This window comes from Streptomyces iakyrus, assembly GCF_000717055.1.
GTDB lineage: Bacteria > Actinomycetota > Actinomycetes > Streptomycetales > Streptomycetaceae > Streptomyces > Streptomyces iakyrus.
In genome coordinates this window covers 260,028-277,262 of sequence record NZ_JNXI01000004.1, presented here as the reverse complement: position 1 = coordinate 277,262, position 17,235 = coordinate 260,028, and the positions used below count along the sequence as shown (strand labels likewise).

The following is a 17,235-nucleotide window of genomic DNA, read 5'->3' as shown; positions in this document are numbered from 1 at the left end:
GTACGAAGGTCTGCGGGAGCGCTGGGGGTGGGGGTGGGAAGGGGGGTGGTCATCCGGCGGGTGCGCTCCCGTCCTGCCGGGTGGTGGTCGTGCGGTGGTCGGAACGGGACCCGGAGGACGGCCTGGTCGAGGGGGACAGCTCCGAGGGGAGCCCCTGCCGGTGGACCGGCCGGACGGGCATCGGATCCCGGTGTGCGGAGCCGGAGGAGGCCGGGTCCGCGGGGGCGGAGTCCATGTGTGCGGGGCCCAAGTGGGCGGAATCCATGTGGACGGGGTCCATGTGGACGGGGTCCATGGGTGCGGCGTCCGTGTCGGCGGAGTCCGTGCAGGCGGAGCCCAGAGGGGCGGCGGGCTCCATGGGTGCCGCCGCCGTGTCGCCCCACTCCGTGTTCCCTGCCTCCATGTTCTGCTGGGCCTCCGCGAGGCTGATGCCGCGTTGGAAGGCCGCCATCAGACCGGGGTCGTGTCCCACGAGGTGCTCGGGGTCCTGGCGTGGCGTCGGGCCGTCACGCAGCTGGGGCACGATGTGCTCCTGGGCGCGACGGCGGGGCAGTTGGGGCTTGCCCATGGTGCCGCGCACGGTGCCGTTGCGCGGGGTCGGCGGCTCGGTCACGTTCTCGGCGAGGATCCGCCGGCCGTCGGGACCGATACCGGGCCGTGCCTCGGCCGGGGTGGGGCGCTCCCGACGGGCCCCGCGCACGGGCAGGGGCGCGGGCCGGCCGCCCTGCGCGTTCCCGGCCGGGCCTGCTTCGGATTCCTGCTCGTGCCCTCGGGAGGCCGCGGGAGCGGAGAGCGGGGCCGAGGACCGAGCTCCGGACGCGGGCAGCGACACGGACGAGACCCCGAAGTCCGCGCCCCCCACCGGGGATTGCCCTCCGGACGGGCCCGGACCGGTGTTGCTGCCGGTGCCGCTCCCGGTCCCGTTCGGCCCGGGCAGCCCGGCCTGCCCGTCCGGCCGACGCGGCGCGGCTGGATGATCCGCACCGGCCGTCCCGGTCGCTCCGGCCGCCGGCTGCCCCGCTCCCCCGGGCGTCCCCGCCCCCGGCTCCGCTCCCAGCAGCGCCTGCGGCACGACGAGCACCGCCTGCACTCCGCCGTAGATGTTGGTCTGGAGGCGGACGGTGATGCCGTGCCGCCGGGCGAGCTGGGAGACGACGAACAGGCCGATGCGGCCGTCCGCGAGGAGCCGGGCGACGTTCACCTGGTCGGGGTCGGCGAGCAGCGCGTTCATTCGCGTCTGCTCCTCCAGCGGCATGCCCAGTCCGCGGTCCTCGACCTCGACGGCCAGCCCGGAGGTGACGAGGTTGGCGCGCAGCAGGACCTGGGTGTGCGGGGCGGAGAACACCGTGGCGTTCTCGACGAGTTCGGCCAGGAGGTGGATGACGTCGGCGACGGCGTGGCCGCGCAGCTGCCCGTCGATGGGCGGCACGAGTTTGACCCGCGAATACTGCTCGACCTCGGCGATGGCCGAGCGCAGCACCTCGGTCATGGAGACCGGGTTGCTCCACTGGCGGCGGGAGACGGCACCGCCGAGCACGGCGAGGTTCTCGGCGTGGCGGCGGATGCGGGTGGCGAGGTGGTCGACGTGGAAGAGCCCCTTGAGCAGGTCGGGGTCCTCCATCTCGTTCTCCAGCTCGTCGAGGATGGAGATCTCGCGGTGCACCAGCGACTGCAGGCGCCGGGCGAGGTTGACGAACACCTCCAGCTTCTGTTCGCTGCCGGCCTGGCTGGAGAGCTGGGAGGCCTGCACCACGGCGGTGACGGCGCCGTCGTGCGCGCGGGACAGGTCGGCGGAGAGGAGGTCGAAGTCGTCGGCGTCCTCCGCGGGGCCGCCGGGCCGGCTCTGCGGTGCGAGGGGGGGCGGCCCGTCACCGCGGCGCAGCGTCTCGACGAGGGTGCGCAGGTCGGCCTCGCGCCGGGCGGTGCTGCGGCGCAGCACCCCGATGCGGTCGTGGACGGACCGGGCGGCCCGGTTGGCGGCGACCGCGGCGACGGCGATGCCGACGAGGGTCACGAAGACGGCTCCGCCGAGCACGGCCCACAGGGTGAGGCCCGGCCGCGCTCCGGTGGACCGGACGGTGAAGAGGACGGCGGCGCAGCCGCTGAGGGCGACGGCGACCGGGGGCAGCACCGCGAGACGCAGCAGCTGGGGCCGTATGTGGGTCTCGGGCAGCGCGGTCGCGGTGCGGACGGCGGGCCGTCCGTGCCGCCCGCCCTCACGGCGGTCTGCGCGTGCGGCCGGGGCGCGGAGGTGAGACATCGGTGTCCTCGTACTGGTCCGTCGGGCCTGGGTGCCAGGGGGGCTCGCGGGGGTGCGTCCGGGTTCGCGTGGCCGCTTGCGCGCGCCTCGGGCCGTGCGCCCGGACTCCCCCCGCTTCCGCCCGGCCCCGGCGCCACCGGGGCCCGCGTGCCGGCCCGGGCCATGGACCCCGGCACCACGAGCTCCGCTCCCGGCAACACCCACGCCACCCACGACGGCGACGGTGTCTCCGGCCCGGGATCCCGCGTCGGTGACCTTGGCACCCGTGTCCGTGGCCTTGTCACCCGCATCGCCGGCCGCGCCCGGGCCGGCGTCGGTGGCGCGCGGGCAACGGGGATCCCCGTCGCGTCGACTCCCTCGTCCGCCCTGCGCCTGCACGTGCCGGCCCCCGCTCCCTTGATCCGTCCTGTTTCCCGACGGCCACTGACAGTAGTCGCCACCGCATCATGTGCGGTGGGCAGTTGACAAACTCATACGGTGAGCGTCCCGCTCTGGTATGAGGTCTCGTACGACAGACCGATAACTCAGTCGTACATCCGACGACGAACGAAGCAAGTTCGATCCGACCTGGTCAGAAGCGGTCACACACAGACGGCGAGGGCCGGGGAGCCTCTCGCTCCCCGGCCCTCGCCGCGGGTCTGGCGTGCGCCCCGGGTCAGCCCGCCGGGAGCGTCTCGGGGTCCTCGGTGCCCTTGCCGGCCCGACGGGTGTCGTCACTCACCGTGTCGGCCTGGGCCATGGCTGCCGCGTCCGACGCGGTCTTGATGCCGGCGCCGGTGAGGGCCTGCGAGGCCGCGCCGCCGCCTGCCGGGGCGAGCGCCACCCCACGCCACCACGGCTCGGACGGGACGTTCTCCGCCGTGGGCTCGAAGGGCTCGCCGGGGCGGGGCAGGGCGACGGCGGCGCCCACCGCGCGGGCCGCCTCCAGCGTCCCCTCGCCGGGGTCCGCCCACGGATGCGTCGCCAGATTGAAGGTGGCCCAGTGGATCGGGAGCATCGGGCCGTGCTCCGGGCCGCCCTGGAGGTCGAGATGGGCCCGCATACCCTGCTCGGGGGTCATATGGATGTCGGGCCAGAAATCGGAGTACGCGCCGATCTGGATCATCGTCGCGTCGAACGGCCCGTGCTCGGCGCCGATTTTCTTGAAGCCGTCGAAGTAGCCGGTGTCGCCGCTGTGGTAGATCCGGTGCTCGTCCCCGGCGACGACCCAGGAGGCCCACAGGGTGTGCTGGGTGTTGCGCAGCCCGCGGCCGCAGAAGTGCCGGGCCGGGGTGGCAGTGAGGCCGATCCCGTCGACCTTGGTGGTCTCGTGCCAGTCCAGCTCCCGCAGCCGGCCGGCGGAGACGCCCCAGCGCTCCAGGTGCGCGCCGACGCCCAAGGGCACGGCGAACAGGGTGTCGGTGCCCGCGAGCGCCTTGATGGTGGGCATGTCCAGATGGTCGTAGTGGTCGTGCGAGATGACCACGACGTCGACCGGGCCGAGCGCGGCCAGCGGCAGGGGCACGGGATGCAGCCGCTTGGGCCCGGCGAAGGAGAAGGGGGAGCAGCGCTCCCCCCACACCGGGTCGAACAGGACGCGCCGGCCGTCGATCTCCGCGAGGACGCTGGAGTGCCCCATCCAGGTCAGCCGCAGGCCGGTGGCCGGGGGCCGGGCGATGTCGGCGAGGGTGGTGGAGTGCACCGGGACGGTGCCCTTCGGGGTGCGGTGGGGCCGGGTGTCCTTGTCGAAGAAGACCTTCGCGAAGTCCAGGGTCGAGCCCGAGGGCCGGGTCCGCGCGGGGCCGCCGGGGTTCTGGAAGACCCCGTCCTTGAAATGGGGCGATCTGCGGATGCGCGCCATGCGCTCACCGCTCGGATCCGCGCCGAACGCCCCGGGCCGGAGCGCGCGGAGCCCGGAGCTCAGGGTACGGAAACCGGCCACGGTACCTCCAGGTGGAGTCGGTCAGGCTTTCCATTATGGTCGGCGCCTCCGACAACACCGGATCACAGGGGTCCCACGGGAGTGGATACTGACCGATGATTCAGTATCCCGGCGCGAAGGAGCCCGTATGGCCACCCCCCTGCTGTCCCTGACCTGGACCGATCACCTCACGGGACGGCAGGGCTTCCTGGTCGTCGACCGGCTGGTGCGCGGGGTCGCCAGCGGCGGTCTGCGGATGCGCGCCGGCTGCACCCTGGACGAGGTCACGGGTCTCGCCCGCGGCATGACCGTGAAGGAGGCCCTGCACTACGACCCCGCGAGCCGCTACGTCCCGCTCGGCGGCGCCAAGGGCGGCATCGACTGCGACCCCCGGGATCCCGGGGCGTACCCGCTGCTGGTGCGCTACCTGCGTGCGATGCGGCCGTACATAGAGAGCTGCTGGACGACGGGCGAGGACCTGGGGCTCACGCAGGACCTGGTGGACCGGGCCGCCGCCGAGGCGGGTCTGGTCTCCTCGATCCAGGCCGTGTATCCGCTGCTGGACGACGAGGCCGAGGCCCGGCGGCGCCTGCGGGACGCGTTCGCGGTCGAGGTCGACGGCATCGGCCTGGACGAGCTGGTCGGCGGCTGCGGTGTGGCCGAGGCGGCCCTGGCCGCACTGGACCGGGCCGGGGTGCCCTACACGGGGACGCGGGTCGCGCTCCAGGGTCTTGGCACCATGGGCGGGGCCACCGCCCGCTTCCTCACGCGCGCGGGGCTCAGGGTCGTGGCCGTGGCCGACCTCAAGGGCACGATCGCCAACGGGGCGGGCCTCGACGTCGAGTCGCTGCTCGCCGCCCGGGACGCCCACGGCACGGTGGACCGCTCCGCGCTGCGCCCCGGCGACCGCGAACTGCCCGGCGACGCCTGGCTGTCGGCCGACGCGGACGTCCTGGTGCCGGCGGCCGTGTCGTACGCGATCGACACCGCGAACCAGGAGCGGATCACCGCCCGCTGGGTGGTGGAGGCGGCCAACATGCCCGTACGGCCGGAGGCGGAGCCGCTGCTCGCCGCGCGCGGGGTGACCGTGCTGCCGGACGTCGTGGTCAACTCGGGGACGAACGCCTGGTGGTGGTGGACGCTGTTCGGGGACATCGGCGCCGACGCCGAGGAGGCGTTCGCGTACACCCGCCGCTCGATGCGGGCCCTGGTCGAACAGGTGCTGGACCGCGCGCAGGCCGACGGGTCGGCGGCGCGGGCCGCCGCCCACGCGATCGCGGCGGACCGGCTGCCGGTGATCGCCGAGCGGTTCGGCTGGTTCCGGTGAGGCACCCGCCCCTGGCGACGGCAGCCGTCGCCGGCCCGGCCGGACAGGCCGAAACGCCCCGTCGAGAGGCCGTGCGCGCGTGGGTAGGGTGACGGCGTGGCGAGAGTCCGGTTGAGTGTGGCCCAGCGGCGCGGGGATCTGCTGCGGGCCGCCATCGAGCAGATCGAGGCGAGGGGTGTGGCGGCGGTCAGGATCGCCGACGTGGCCTCGGCGCTGGGCGTGAGCAACGCACTGGTCCTCTATCACTTCTCGACGAAGGAGCAGCTGGTCGCCGCCGCGTTCCGGCACGCGGCGGAGGGCGACTTGGCGCATCTGCGCAAGCTGCTCGGCCGCCGTTCACCGGCGCTGCGCCGCCTGCGGTCGGCCGTGCGGTGGTACGCCCCGACCGGGCCGGCCAAGGGCTGGCGGCTGTGGATCGAGGGCTGGGCGGCGGCGCTGCGCGATCCCGCGCTGCGGGAGGTCGCCCAGGACCTCGACCGGCAGTGGAAGGCGGCCCTCGCCGAGGTCATCGCGGAGGGCGTGGCCGCCGGTGAGTTCCGCTGCCCGGACCCGGCCGGCACGGCCCTGCGGCTCACCGCCCTCCTCGACGGCCTCGCCGTCCAGCTGACGTCCTACGCCGGTGCGGTGCCGCGGGCGCGGGCGCAGGAGTGGGTGGAGGAGGCGCTGGTCCGCGAGCTGGGCCTGGCGGAGCAAGCGGCGGGTGACGCACAGGACGCGACCCCCGACCCCGACGGCGCGGCCGCCCAGGGGCTCTGACCCACGACTGCGTCGGCGGGCCGACCGAGAGGCTCTGACCCACCACTGCAACGCCTGCGGGCCTCGCCGAAACGGCAGCTGACGCCCTGGACGCACCCCCCGACCCCGACGGCGCGGCCGCCCAAGGGCTCTGACCCACGACGTCGTCGGCGGGCCGACCGAGAGGCTCTGACCCACCACGGCCCTAACCCCACCACTGCAACACCCGCAGGCCACGCCGAAACGTGCGGCTAACGCCCTGGACGCACCCCCCGACCGCGACCGCGCAACCACCGAGAGGCCCTAACCCCACCACTGCAACACCCGCAGGCCACGCCGAAACGGGCGGCTAACGCCCTGGACGCGCCCCCCAACCGCGACGGCGCAGCCACCGAGAGTCTCTGACCCACGACTGCGACGCCTGCGGGCCGCGCCGGCCGGAACCGGCGCGGCCCGCAGGCGCAGGAGCCGTTGTCACGCCACCGGCGCGATCCGCATCCTGATGTCGTCCGGCGACAGCGCCCCCTTGGCCGTCACATGGTCGCCCGACGACTCCCCGCGCAGCCGGCGCCCGATCCACGGCACCAGGAACTCACGCGCCCAGGCGACGTTGTCCAGCCGCACGTCGAGAGCTCCGCGCGGGGGCAGCGGAGGCCACTCCTGCTCGGGGTCGGCCGGCACGTCGAGGCCGAGCACCTGGCCCGCACGGAGCGCCACGCGCGTGTGCCCCTCGGGCGACAGGTGCAGCCGGTCGGCGTCCCAGGCCCTGCGGTCCCGCACGCTGCGCAGGGACCACAGGTCGAGCACCGGGCAGCCGTACCGGTCTGCGATGGCACGGACGTGCCCGTTGTACGTGGCGATCTTGCCGCGCAGGTGCTTGAGCACGGGCACGCCACGGGTGTCGAACCCGGTCGTCACCATGACCGTGCCGGACACGGCGGTGAGCCGGACCAGAGCCTGCTCGAAGCGTTCGGCCACCTCGTCCGGGTCGGTGCCCGGCCGGATGATGTCGTTGCCCCCGGCACAGAAGGAGACGAGGTCCGGGGCCATGTCGACGGCCCGCGGAACCTGGTCCGCCACGATCTGGTCGAGGAGTTTTCCGCGTACGGCGAGATTGGTGTACCGGAAGTCGCCCTCGGGCCTGCGGTCGGCGAGCAGGACGGCGAACCGGTCGGCCCAGCCGACGAACGCCCCGTCGGGGCCGGGGTCACCGACGCCCTCGGTGAAGCTGTCCCCCACCGCTACGTACGACCCGATCTCTGCTCTGCTGTCACTCTTCGAATCGTCTGCCACAGCAGCTCATGATTCACCTTCGAATGTGACCTACGCGACCGTAGGAAAGGGTTGACGGGCGGTGAGATAGCCCACTCCTAAAGTGTTTGCCAACTCCGGAATATCCCACTCGTCAGGGGTGTTCCGGAGTGAGCCGCCAGACCCGGAATCGGCTGATCCGGAAATGGCTCCAGACGGTCCGGAAAGCGAAGTGGCCGCTCGTGTAGGGCTGCGGGTCGGTGTGGTCGAAGACGAGCCGCCCGTTGTTCCACCACTGCACCGTCGAGCCGTCGGAGACGATCCGGACCCGGTTCGGCTCGTTGGGCACCAGCAGCGGCTCGGTGTAGTCGAAGATCAAGGGGCGGACGCCGGGTTCGCCGACGTAACGGCGCAGCCGGGTCGTGGTGTTGTAGTTGGCGCCGTATCCCGCGTAGTAGGTCGTGAGGTGGTCGTACTCGTCGAGGGCGCCGCCGCGCGGAGTCGCGAAGAGGTCGTCCGGGGAGCGTACGTCGGTCGCGTTCCAGAAGTTGTTGAGGTCCGAGACCCGGTCGTTGACCCCGCCCTCGGAGACGGCGGTCGCGGTGTATTCGAGCACGTACGGCCCTTCGAGCCGCTGCCTGAACCACACGGTCGCGCCGCCCGGTACGTCGATCTCCAGGATGCCGCGGGAGGCGCTGACGGTGCCGCCGTTCTGGAGCTCGGTGGCCCACCGGCCGAGGCCGTGGCAGAAGTCGTCGCGGGCGACGAGGCGGCGGTGACGGGGCGCGGCGTGCGCGGTGGCCGTGGGGGCGAGGGCCGCCAGGGCGGCTCCGGCGGCCAGGGCTCCGAACGCTCTGCGGGTGGTCGGCACGGGACACAGCTCCTCGGGATCCGCCGGGAAGGCTCTGGAAAGCGCTTGCACTCCGAACGGGATCACTCTGTCCCAACTGCCGCCGCCTGTCGATCCCTTGACGCGGCCGACGGCATGCGCACACACCGAAGGCCGGACCCGGGGATCGGGGTCCGGCCTTCGGCCGCGTGTCAGGCAGGTGGTCGTGTGGTGGGTCAGCCGACGGAGACGCCGTGCGAGCGCAGGAAGGCGACCGGGTCCACGTCCGAGCCGTAGTCCGGCGTGGTGCGGATCTCGAAGTGCAGGTGCGGTCCGGTCACGTTGCCGGTCGCGCCCGACAGGCCGACCTGCTGCCCGGCGGCCACGGTCTGGCCGGCCGAGACGGAGAGCTGCGACAGGTGGGCGTACTGGGCGTAGTGGCCGTCGTTCAGCTTGATGACGACCTGGTTGCCGTACGCGCCGCCCCAGCCGGCGGAGACGACGGTGCCGGCGCCGACGGCCTTGAGGGAGGTGCCGGTCGGGATGACGAAGTCGACACCGGTGTGGTAGCCGCTGGACCACATGCTGCCGGACATCCGGTACGGGGTGCCGACTGTGGCACCGGCCACCGGGAGGGTGTAGCCGCTCGCGTTGCTCTCGGCGGCGGGCTTGGCGGCGGCCGGCTTCGCGGCGGTCTCCGCCTTCGGCGCCGACTCGGCGGACGACTTCGCGGCCGAGGGCTTCGGGGCGGAGGCCTTCGGCGCGGACGGGACCGAGGCCTTCGGCGCGCTCGCGGTCTGCTTGCCGATCGACAGCTTCAGACCCGGGTGGATCAGCGACGGGTCCGAGCCGACGGCGTCGCGGTTGTCCGCGTAGAGCTTCTTCCAGCCGCCGGTGACATTCTGGTCGTCGGCGATCTTCGCGAGATAGTCGCCGGCCTTCACGGTGTACGTGCGGGGGCCATTGACCTTTTCGGCGGCCTTCTTCTCGGCCGCCGGAGCGGACTGGACGGCCTTTTCCGGAGCCGACTGCGGGGTGGCGGCGTGGGCGCCGGCGGCCCCCATGAGCGGCAGTGCGAGAGCGGCTCCACCGGTTCCGGCGACGGCGATGGAGCGGGTGAAACGCTGGGTCTTGGGACGGCGGTGTTTACCCTTCGCGGGCATGGCGAATTCCTCTCCGTCGCCTGCGAGGTGAGCTGTCGGGTGCGGGCTGGAGATGCCCGGCCGCGCCGGGGCGCGGCTTAACCCCAAGCCGTTCCGGGAACCGGAACAGGCGTCTTACCTGTGGGTCCCCCGCTCCTGCCGTACGTCGGGTCAGTGTGTGCGGGCTCCGGTCGGCGGCAGGATTAGGCGTCCGTCCGGATTGGTGTGGAACGTAAGCGACCAGGACGCAAACGGACAAGCTTGCGGTTGCCCGTGACGGTGTTTTTCTTGACGCGTCGCCACATCTGCGGTCACCGAGCGTGGATTTCGGATCTCCTGGTTTCCCCAACCGCCCTGAATAATGCAAGAATTACGTGAACATGGCGACAACACATCGTCACGAATATGACGATGGTCACGCACCCCGACCTCATCTCCTCTACGATCGGGGCACGTTATCCCTAAGCGGCTCAATCGCCTTATTCGGACAGAACGGCTACTTCCGCTTAAGGCGGACGACCGTCGCGTCCAGATCTCCCCGCAGACCGACCCGCAGTCCGTGATGAAGCAGCACGGCCCCCCGGTGAATTTCGCCTGTTTCGAGGCATTCGTACGATGCGGCCGGGTCGAGGGCGCACAACCGGAGGGCCGGTACGGGCTCGCCGTAGCGCTGTGCCTGGAGCCAGGCGAGGACGACGGTCTCGTCACCGAGGACGTACTGCACGGCGCTCAGTCCGCCCTGCGGGGGACGCAGCCGGTACTGGTCGCCGCGTTGCACCATGGGCCGGATCTCCTTGTAGAGCTCCACCCACTCCCGCGCCTCGGCGAGCTCCTCCCCCGTCCACCGCGTGAGGTCGCCGCCGACCCCCAGCACCCCGGCCATGGCGCTGACGAACCGGAACCGCAGGGAACTGGCCCGCTGGTTGAGCATGACGTTCGGGCTGTCGGTGACCCAGGCGGCCATGACCCGGGCCGGATGGATCTGACTGAAGCCGTGCTGGATGGCGAGCCGGTCGAGCGGGTCGGTGTTGTCGGAGGTCCACACCTGGTCCGTGCGGCTCAGCACACCGAGGTCGATCCGTCCGCCGCCGCCCGAGCAGGACTCGAAAGCCACGCCGGGGTGGGCGGCCCGCAGCCGGTCCAGCAGGGCGTACAGGCCGCGCACATGGTCGACCCACAGCCGCTGCGGGTAGGGGTCGTCCGGCCAGCCGGCGTCGGTGAAGCAGCGATTGAAGTCCCACTTGACGTAGTCGACGGGAGCGTCGGCGAGAAGTCCGTGGAGCTGCCCCCAGAGGTACTCCCGGACGTCGTCGCGGGCGAGATTGAGTACGAGCTGATTGCGGAACTCCGTCCGCTTTCGCCCCGGTTGATACTGCACCCAGTCGGGGTGGGCGCGGTACAGGTCGCTGTCCGCGTTCACCATCTCCGGCTCGACCCAGATCCCGAACTGCATGCCGAGGCCGTGCACGTGGTCGGCGAGCGGCTTCAGCCCGCCCGGGAAGCGGTCGGGGTTCGGGGTCCAGTCGCCGAGCCCGGCCCGGTCGCTGGTGCGCGCCCCGAACCAGCCGTCGTCGACCACGAACAGCTCGACGCCCATGGCGGCGGCCCGCTCGGCGAGCGCCCGCTGCTGCTCCTCGGAGATGTCGAACTCGGTGGCCTCCCAGGAGTTGAACAGCACCGGCCGGTCCCGGCCCGCGTCCGGGATCACGTGCGCCCGCTGGTAGGCGTGCCAGGCACGGCTCGCCCCGCCGAAACCGCCCTCGCTCCAGAGCCCGGCGAAGACCGGCGTCGTGTACGACTCCCCCGTGCCCAGCGTGAGCAGGCCCGACTCGTCGTAGCCGGCGCCGCCGGTGATCTGCACGCGCTCGTCCGGGAGCTGGGCCACGGCGATGCGCCAGGACCCGGACCAGCCCAGGGCGCAGCCGTAGACCTCGCCGCGCTCCTCGGTGGCGTCGGTGTCCAGGGCGACCCACGGCAGGTGCTGGTGCGAGGTGTGGCCGCGGCGGCTGCCGATGACCTTCTCGCCGTGGGTGAGGCCGGAGCGCGTCAGGCGTGACTCGGCCCCCCAGCGGCCGTGCAGCTGGGACAGCCGCCAGGCGTCGCGGTCGGGCAGGGTCCAGGTCGCGGAGTCGGCGCGCAGCAGTTCGGCGTCCGGCCCCCGGTTGTCCAGGGTCACCCAGCGCTCGACGACGTCCGTCGCGGAGGGCATCCGGTAGTGCAGCGTGACGGCCAGGTCGCCGTCGCGGAACCGGAGCCGCAGCTCGCCGTCCCCGGCGTCGTGCCCCTCGAACCGCCACTCGGTGCCGCGTCGCCCGGCCGTGCGTACGGACAGGGCGGGGCGGACGAAGCGGGGGCCGCCCTCGACCGGGTACTCCTCGCGCCCGTCGAGCGGGGACTCGAAGGGCCAGTAATCGGGCAGCGGCCGGACGGCGAGGGCCTCGGCGTCGGCGAGACCGATCCGGGGGCCCCAGTGCAGGTGCAGCAGCTCGTCCCGGTCGGTGACATGGACGGCGTAGCTGCTGGCCGGCCCGGAGAGCACCCACGTACGACCGTCTTCGGAGATCTCCAGCATCATGGCCTCACAGATTCGAACAAGCCCGACCAGGTGCGACCAGGCCGCAACATCATCGAGGGCCGCGGGGGCTCCGGGCAACGCCTGTGGACAACTCATTGCCCCAGGCAGGCATGTCGTATCGTCGAGTGACGCCCGGCGACGAGCCGCGTCGGCGGCGCCCAAGGGGAGGAGCCCTCGTGACACAGCAGGTCCCGTCGACCGAGCCCGAGCTGGCCGGAGTGCGCAACTTCCGTGACGTGGGCGGGCTTCCGACCGTGGACGGGCGGCGGGTGCGCCGGGGCGTGCTGTTCCGCAGCGGCCACCTCGCCCACGCGACCGGGGAGGACGCCGCCTTCCTGACGACGCTGGGCCTGCACACGATCTTCGACTTCCGCAACGCGGCCGACCAGAAGCTCGAAGGGCCGGACGTCGCGCTGCCGGGCGTGCGCAATGTGAACCTGCCGCTGAGCGACCCCGCCGACGGCGCCGAGTTCTGGAAGATGGTCCGCGACGGCGATCTGGAGCAGCTCCGCGCGATCCTCTCGGACGGCAAGGGCGCGGACCGGATGATCGCCTCGTACCGCATGATCATCAAGGACCGCACGGGTGAGCACTCCCAGGTACTGCACGCGCTGGCGCAGGACAGCGTCCCCGCGCTGATGCACTGCGCCGCGGGCAAGGACCGCGCGGGTCTGTCCGTCGCGGTGACGCTGCTCGCGGTGGGCGTCGAGCGCGAGGCGATCGTCGACGACTACCTGAAGTCGAACGCGAAGCACCGCCGCTACAAGGTGCACCGCAGCAGCCCCGCCGCCTCGGCCTACTCCCCCGAGGTCATGGAGCTGCTCAGCCCCCTCTTCGACGCGCGCGCCGAGTACCTGACGGCGGCCTTCGACACCATCGAGGAGACCTGGGGCGGCGTCGACACCTACCTGGAGAAGGGGCTGAAGCTGGCCCCGGAGACCCGGGAGACACTGCGCGAGCGGCTCCTCGACTGAGGCACGCGGGCGGGCGCTACTTCGCTCCGACCTCGAACAGCAGGTAGATGAACGCGGCGAAGAAGTGCCCGGCGATGAGGTAGACGAACAGCCTCACCCACAGGGCGCGGGGGAACTTCTCCTCCATGTCCCTCATGAGCGGTCTCCAGGGGTGGGGCCCAGGCACAGGGCGGCCGTGGGGCTCTGCAGCAGGGTGTGGACGAAGAGCAGCTCGACGCCGTCGTGGTCCTCGGCGGCGATCCGGTGCGGGGTGAGCGAGTCGAAGTGGGCGCTGTCGCCGGCCGCCAGCCGGTGCGTGGTGTCCCCGAGCCGCAGCCGCAGCCGGCCGCGCAGCACGTGGAGCCACTCCTCGCCGGGGTGGACGCGCACGATGTCGCCCTGGGAGCCGTGCGGGACGTGGACGCGCAGGGCCTGCATCCCCCGGCCGGGGGCGCCGGCCTGCCAGTAGGTCCAGCCGCCGGCTGCGGTGGGTTCCATGTCCGCCGCGCGGACGACGGAGTCCCGCTCGGCGACCGTCTCGCCGAGCAGCTCGGAAACCGTCGTACCGTAGACGCGCGCGAGCGCGAGCAGCATCGGCAGCGAGGGCTGGCGCTGGCCGGTCTCCAGCCGCGAGAGGTGGGCGGGCGACAGCCCGGCCGCGCGGGCCGCGACCTCCAGGGTCAGGGAGGCCTGGCGTCGCAGCGCCCGCAGCTGGGGCGCGACGGCGGGCAGGGCACCGGCCGCCGGTTCGGCCGGCAGGGCGGCCCCGGAGGGCCGCTCGGTCTCGGAGGAGCTCATGTCTCCATTCAGCCGGAGCGTTGCCTATGCGGCAAATTTCTTGCCCCACAGGCAAACGGCGCGCCACAGCGGTCAAGGCACGGGCTACCGGCCCACAGCGGTCAAGATGCCAGACCACCGGCCCACAGCGGTAAAGGCACCGGGGCACCGGCCCTCAGCGGTTGGCGACCGCCTGCTTGACGAGCGTCTTGCCGAAGTCCCACACCAGCCCGCCGTTGTGCGCGTCGTCCATCACGGCCGTGAAGGCGTCGACGAACCGGTCCACCTCCCGCTCGCCGATGATCAGCGGCGGGATCAGCTTGATCACCTCCATGTGGTCACCGGACACCTGGGTGAGGATCCGGTGCCGCTGGAGCAGCGGCACGACGACCATCTGCGCGAAGAGTCCCTTGCGGGCGGCCTGGAGCATGGCCCAGCGGCTGCGCAGCTTGAGCGACCTGGGCCGGCCGAACTCGATGCCGATCATCAGGCCCCGGCCGCGGACCTCGGCGAGCATCTCGTACCGGTCCGTGAGCGCGGCCAGCCGGGACCTGAGCTGCTCCCCGGTGGCCCGGACGTTCGCGACGATCTGCTCGTTCTCCATCACCGACAGCACCGCGAGGCCCGCCGCCATGGCCTGCGCGTTGGAGCCGAAGCTCGCCGAGTGGACCAGCACCCGGTCCATGGACGAGTAGACCTTCTTGAAGATCCATTCCTTGCCGATCGTGGCGCCCACCGGCACATAGCCGCCGGAGAGCGCCTTGGCCACGCACACCAGGTCCGGTTCCACGCCGTACTCGTGCTGGTAGGCGTAGAAGTCGCCGGTCCGGCCGAGGCCCGTCTGCACCTCGTCGGCGATGAGCAGGGCCTTGTGCCGGTGCAGCAGTTCCTGCGCGGCCCGCAGCCAGCCGGGCGGCCCCTCCAGCACCCCCTTGCCCTGGATCGGCTCGACGATCAGGGCGGCGACGTCCCCTTTCCGCAGCTCCCTCTCCAGCGCGTCGAGGTCGCCGAGCGGGACGGCCGTGTCGGGCAGCAGCGGGGCGAAGCCGTCACGGAAGCCGGACTCGCCGTTCACCGAGAGGGAGCCGGTGGTCAGGCCGTGGAAGGCGTGCGCGCAGTAGAGGACCCTGGGCCTGCCGGTGACGAACCGGGCGAACTTCAGGGCGCCCTCGACGGCCTCGGTGCCGCTGTTGCCGAAGAACACCCGGTCCAGGTGGGGGCTGTGCGCGAGCAGTTTCTCGGCCAGCAGGCCCGGCAGCGGCTGGCAGTCGAACCGGGTGAGGTCGGCGAGCCCGGCGTCCAGGACGTCGTGCAGCGCCTTGCGTACGACGGGGTGGTGGCGGCCCAGCCCCATCACCCCGAACCCGGCGAGCATGTCCAGGTAGTCGTTGCCCTCCGCGTCCCAGAAGTAGGCGCCCTCGGCGCGCTCGTAGACCTTGTCGAAGCCGATGGTGTGCAGCATGCGCGGGAGCTGGTGGTTGAGGTGGCGGGTGTGCAGCTCGTAGCGCTCGGCTCCGCGCTCGGCCAGCAGCTTGGCGAGGTCGAACTCCCCGGCCTGCGACGGCTCCGACGCGGACTCGGCGGTTGTCATTCCCGTGGCTCCTTGGACAGCTCTTCCTTGACGGCCAGGCTCGCGCCGATCCGTCCGGCGACCTCGACGGGTGTCAGGCCGATGTCGGCGAGCACCTCGCCGCGCTTGGCGTGCGCGAGGAACTGCTCGGGGATGCCGAACCGCCGTACCGGCACGTCGACGTCGGCGTCGCCCAGGGCCAGCGCCACGGCCGAACCGACCCCGGCCGCACGGCTGTTGTCCTCGACGACGGCGACCAGGCGGTGCTCGGCGGCGAGACCGGGCAGCGCCGGGTCGACGGGCTTGACCCAGCGCGGGTCGACGACGGTGCAGCCGATGCCGCGCGCTTCGAGCAGCTCGGCGGCCTGGAGGCAGACCGGCGCCATGACACCGACGGCGACCAGAAGCACCTCCGCGCGGTCGGCGCGGTGCAGCACGTCGAGTCCGCCCACCCGGTCGACCGCCGGGACCGACGGGCCGACGGATTCCTTGGGGAACCGCAGCAGCGTCGGCGCGTCGTCCACGGCGACCGCCTCCCGCAGCTGGGCGCGCAGCTGGTCGGCGTCCCGTGGCGCGGCGATCCTGAGCCCGGGCACGACCTGGAGGACGGACATGTCCCACATGCCGTTGTGGGAGGCCCCGTCGACGCCGGTCACCCCGGCCCGGTCCAGGACGAAGGTGACCCCGCAGCGGTGCAGGGCCACGTCCATGAGCAGTTGGTCGAAGGCGCGGTTGAGGAAGGTGGCGTAGACGGCGACGACCGGGTGCAGGCCGCCCGTCGCGAGGCCGGCCGCTGACACGGCCGCGTGCTGCTCGGCGATGCCGACGTCCCACACCCGGTCCGGGAACCGTTCGGCGAAGGCGCCCAGGCCCACGGGGTGCAGCATGGCTGCGGTTATCGCCACCACGTCCTGGCGCTCCTCCCCGATCCGGACGATCTCCTCGCCGAACACCGAGGTCCAGGAGGGGCCGCCCGACGGGGAGAGCGGCGCGCAGGTCAGCGGGTCCATGACGCCGACGGTGTGGAAGTGGTCCTCCTCGTGGGCGAGGGCGGGCTCGTAGCCACGGCCCTTCTCCGTGAGGCAGTGGACCAGCACCGGCCCGTGGAAGCGCTTCGCGCGCCGCAGCGCGGACTCCACGGCCCCGGTGTCGTGCCCGTCGATCGGGCCGAGGTACTTCAGCCCGAGGTCCTCGAAGAGGCCCTGGGGGGCGAACGCGTCCTTGAAGCCCTTCTTCGCGCCGTGCAGGGCCTCGTACAGGGTGTTGCCGACCAGGGGTGTGCCCTGGAGGACCTCCTTGCCCCAGGCGAGGACCCGCTCGTAGCTGTCGGTGGTGCGCAGGGTCGCGAGGTGGTTGGCGAGGCCGCCGATGGTGGGGGCGTAGGAGCGTTCGTTGTCGTTGACGACGATGATCAGCGGCCGGTCCTTGGCGGCCGCGATGTTGTTCAGGGCCTCCCAGGCCATGCCGCCGGTGAGCGCCCCGTCGCCGATGACCGCGACGACGTGGCCCCGCTCGCCCTGCACCTGGCGGGCCTTGGCGAGCCCGTCGGCCCAGCCGAGGGCCGTGGAGGCGTGGCTGTTCTCGATGACGTCGTGCTCGGACTCCTCGCGCGAGGGGTAGCCGGACAGGCCGCCCTTGCCGCGCAGCTTGGAGAAGTCCTGGCGGCCCGTCAGCAGTTTGTGGACGTAGCTCTGGTGGCCGGTGTCCCACAGGATGCGGTCGACCGGCGACTCGAAGACCCGGTGCAGGGCGATGGTCAGCTCCACCACGCCCAGGTTGGGTCCCAGATGGCCGCCGGTCCTGGCGACCGCGTGCACCAGGAACTCGCGGATCTCCTCGGACAGTTCCCCCAGTTCCGTCTCGGACAGCGCCTTCAGGTCGCGTGGTCCCCGGATGCTCTCCAGAATCGTCACGTC

13 protein-coding genes and 1 riboswitch are annotated in these 17,235 nt (G+C 72.5%); of the genes, 3 read left to right on the top strand and 10 right to left on the bottom strand.

Translation table 11 applies throughout. The annotated features are described in order from the left end of the window. Window positions 1–49: 49 nt before the first annotated feature. Entirely contained in the window at window positions 50–2,260 is a 2,211-nt protein-coding gene (locus OO68_RS09365; protein WP_033307744.1) for an ATP-binding protein, read from the bottom strand. 655 nt (window positions 2,261–2,915) lie between these two features. Next, window positions 2,916–4,181 carry an MBL fold metallo-hydrolase gene (locus OO68_RS09360; RefSeq protein WP_033307743.1) on the bottom strand — a complete coding sequence of 422 codons (1,266 nt, stop codon included), beginning with the start codon at window positions 4,179–4,181 and terminating at the stop codon, window positions 2,916–2,918. Window positions 4,182–4,308: 127 nt separating this feature from the next. On the opposite strand from OO68_RS09360, the gene OO68_RS09355 reads away from it, so the two are divergent. Further along, complete coding sequence (locus tag OO68_RS09355) at window positions 4,309–5,487, top strand: Glu/Leu/Phe/Val dehydrogenase dimerization domain-containing protein (protein WP_033307742.1); 1,179 nt, start codon at window positions 4,309–4,311, stop codon at window positions 5,485–5,487. Between the two features lie 96 nt (window positions 5,488–5,583). Next, window positions 5,584–6,243 carry a TetR/AcrR family transcriptional regulator gene (locus OO68_RS09350; RefSeq protein ID WP_078625234.1) on the top strand — a complete coding sequence of 220 codons (660 nt, stop codon included), beginning with the start codon at window positions 5,584–5,586 and terminating at the stop codon, window positions 6,241–6,243. A 453-nt stretch (window positions 6,244–6,696) separates the two neighbouring features. On the opposite strand, the gene OO68_RS09345 is transcribed toward OO68_RS09350, so the two are convergent. The 4 genes from OO68_RS09345 to OO68_RS09330 form a co-directional block, all read right to left on the bottom strand. Then, window positions 6,697–7,515, bottom strand: coding sequence for an SGNH/GDSL hydrolase family protein (locus OO68_RS09345; protein WP_209442561.1), 819 nt, complete (start codon window positions 7,513–7,515; stop codon window positions 6,697–6,699). A gap of 112 nt (window positions 7,516–7,627) precedes the next feature. Further along, window positions 7,628–8,344 (bottom strand): DUF6250 domain-containing protein, encoded by a 717-nt coding sequence (locus OO68_RS09340; RefSeq protein WP_033307741.1) that lies wholly within the window; start codon window positions 8,342–8,344, stop codon window positions 7,628–7,630. A gap of 194 nt (window positions 8,345–8,538) precedes the next feature. Further along, complete coding sequence (locus tag OO68_RS09335; protein ID WP_033307740.1) at window positions 8,539–9,465, bottom strand: LysM peptidoglycan-binding domain-containing M23 family metallopeptidase; 927 nt, start codon at window positions 9,463–9,465, stop codon at window positions 8,539–8,541. Between the two features lie 4 nt (window positions 9,466–9,469). Then, a riboswitch (cyclic di-AMP (ydaO/yuaA leader) is annotated at window positions 9,470–9,624 on the bottom strand. A 316-nt stretch (window positions 9,625–9,940) separates the two neighbouring features. After that, a complete protein-coding gene (locus OO68_RS09330; protein WP_033308001.1) occupies window positions 9,941–12,016 on the bottom strand; it encodes an alpha-galactosidase in 2,076 nt (691 codons plus the stop codon). Between the two features lie 179 nt (window positions 12,017–12,195). Here OO68_RS09330 and OO68_RS09325 point away from each other — a divergent pair, with 179 nt between their 5' ends. Beyond that, the gene (locus tag OO68_RS09325) at window positions 12,196–12,993 is read left to right on the top strand and encodes a tyrosine-protein phosphatase (protein ID WP_033307739.1); all 798 of its coding nucleotides are present in this window, start codon (window positions 12,196–12,198) and stop codon (window positions 12,991–12,993) included. 16 nt (window positions 12,994–13,009) lie between these two features. On the opposite strand, the gene OO68_RS09320 is transcribed toward OO68_RS09325, so the two are convergent. From OO68_RS09320 to dxs, 4 genes are all read right to left on the bottom strand, one after another. Beyond that, window positions 13,010–13,129, bottom strand: coding sequence for a DUF6126 family protein (locus tag OO68_RS09320; RefSeq protein ID WP_033307738.1), 120 nt, complete (start codon window positions 13,127–13,129; stop codon window positions 13,010–13,012). Next, complete coding sequence (locus OO68_RS09315) at window positions 13,126–13,770, bottom strand: helix-turn-helix domain-containing protein (protein ID WP_033307737.1); 645 nt, start codon at window positions 13,768–13,770, stop codon at window positions 13,126–13,128. The genes OO68_RS09320 and OO68_RS09315 overlap by 4 nt, the downstream gene beginning before the upstream one ends. A gap of 154 nt (window positions 13,771–13,924) precedes the next feature. After that, complete coding sequence (locus tag OO68_RS09310; protein WP_033307736.1) at window positions 13,925–15,340, bottom strand: aspartate aminotransferase family protein; 1,416 nt, start codon at window positions 15,338–15,340, stop codon at window positions 13,925–13,927. After that, entirely contained in the window at window positions 15,337–17,232 is a 1,896-nt protein-coding gene (gene dxs / locus OO68_RS09305; RefSeq protein WP_033307735.1) for a 1-deoxy-D-xylulose-5-phosphate synthase, read from the bottom strand. Before dxs ends, OO68_RS09310 begins: the two co-directional genes overlap by 4 nt. Window positions 17,233–17,235 lie beyond the last annotated feature (3 nt).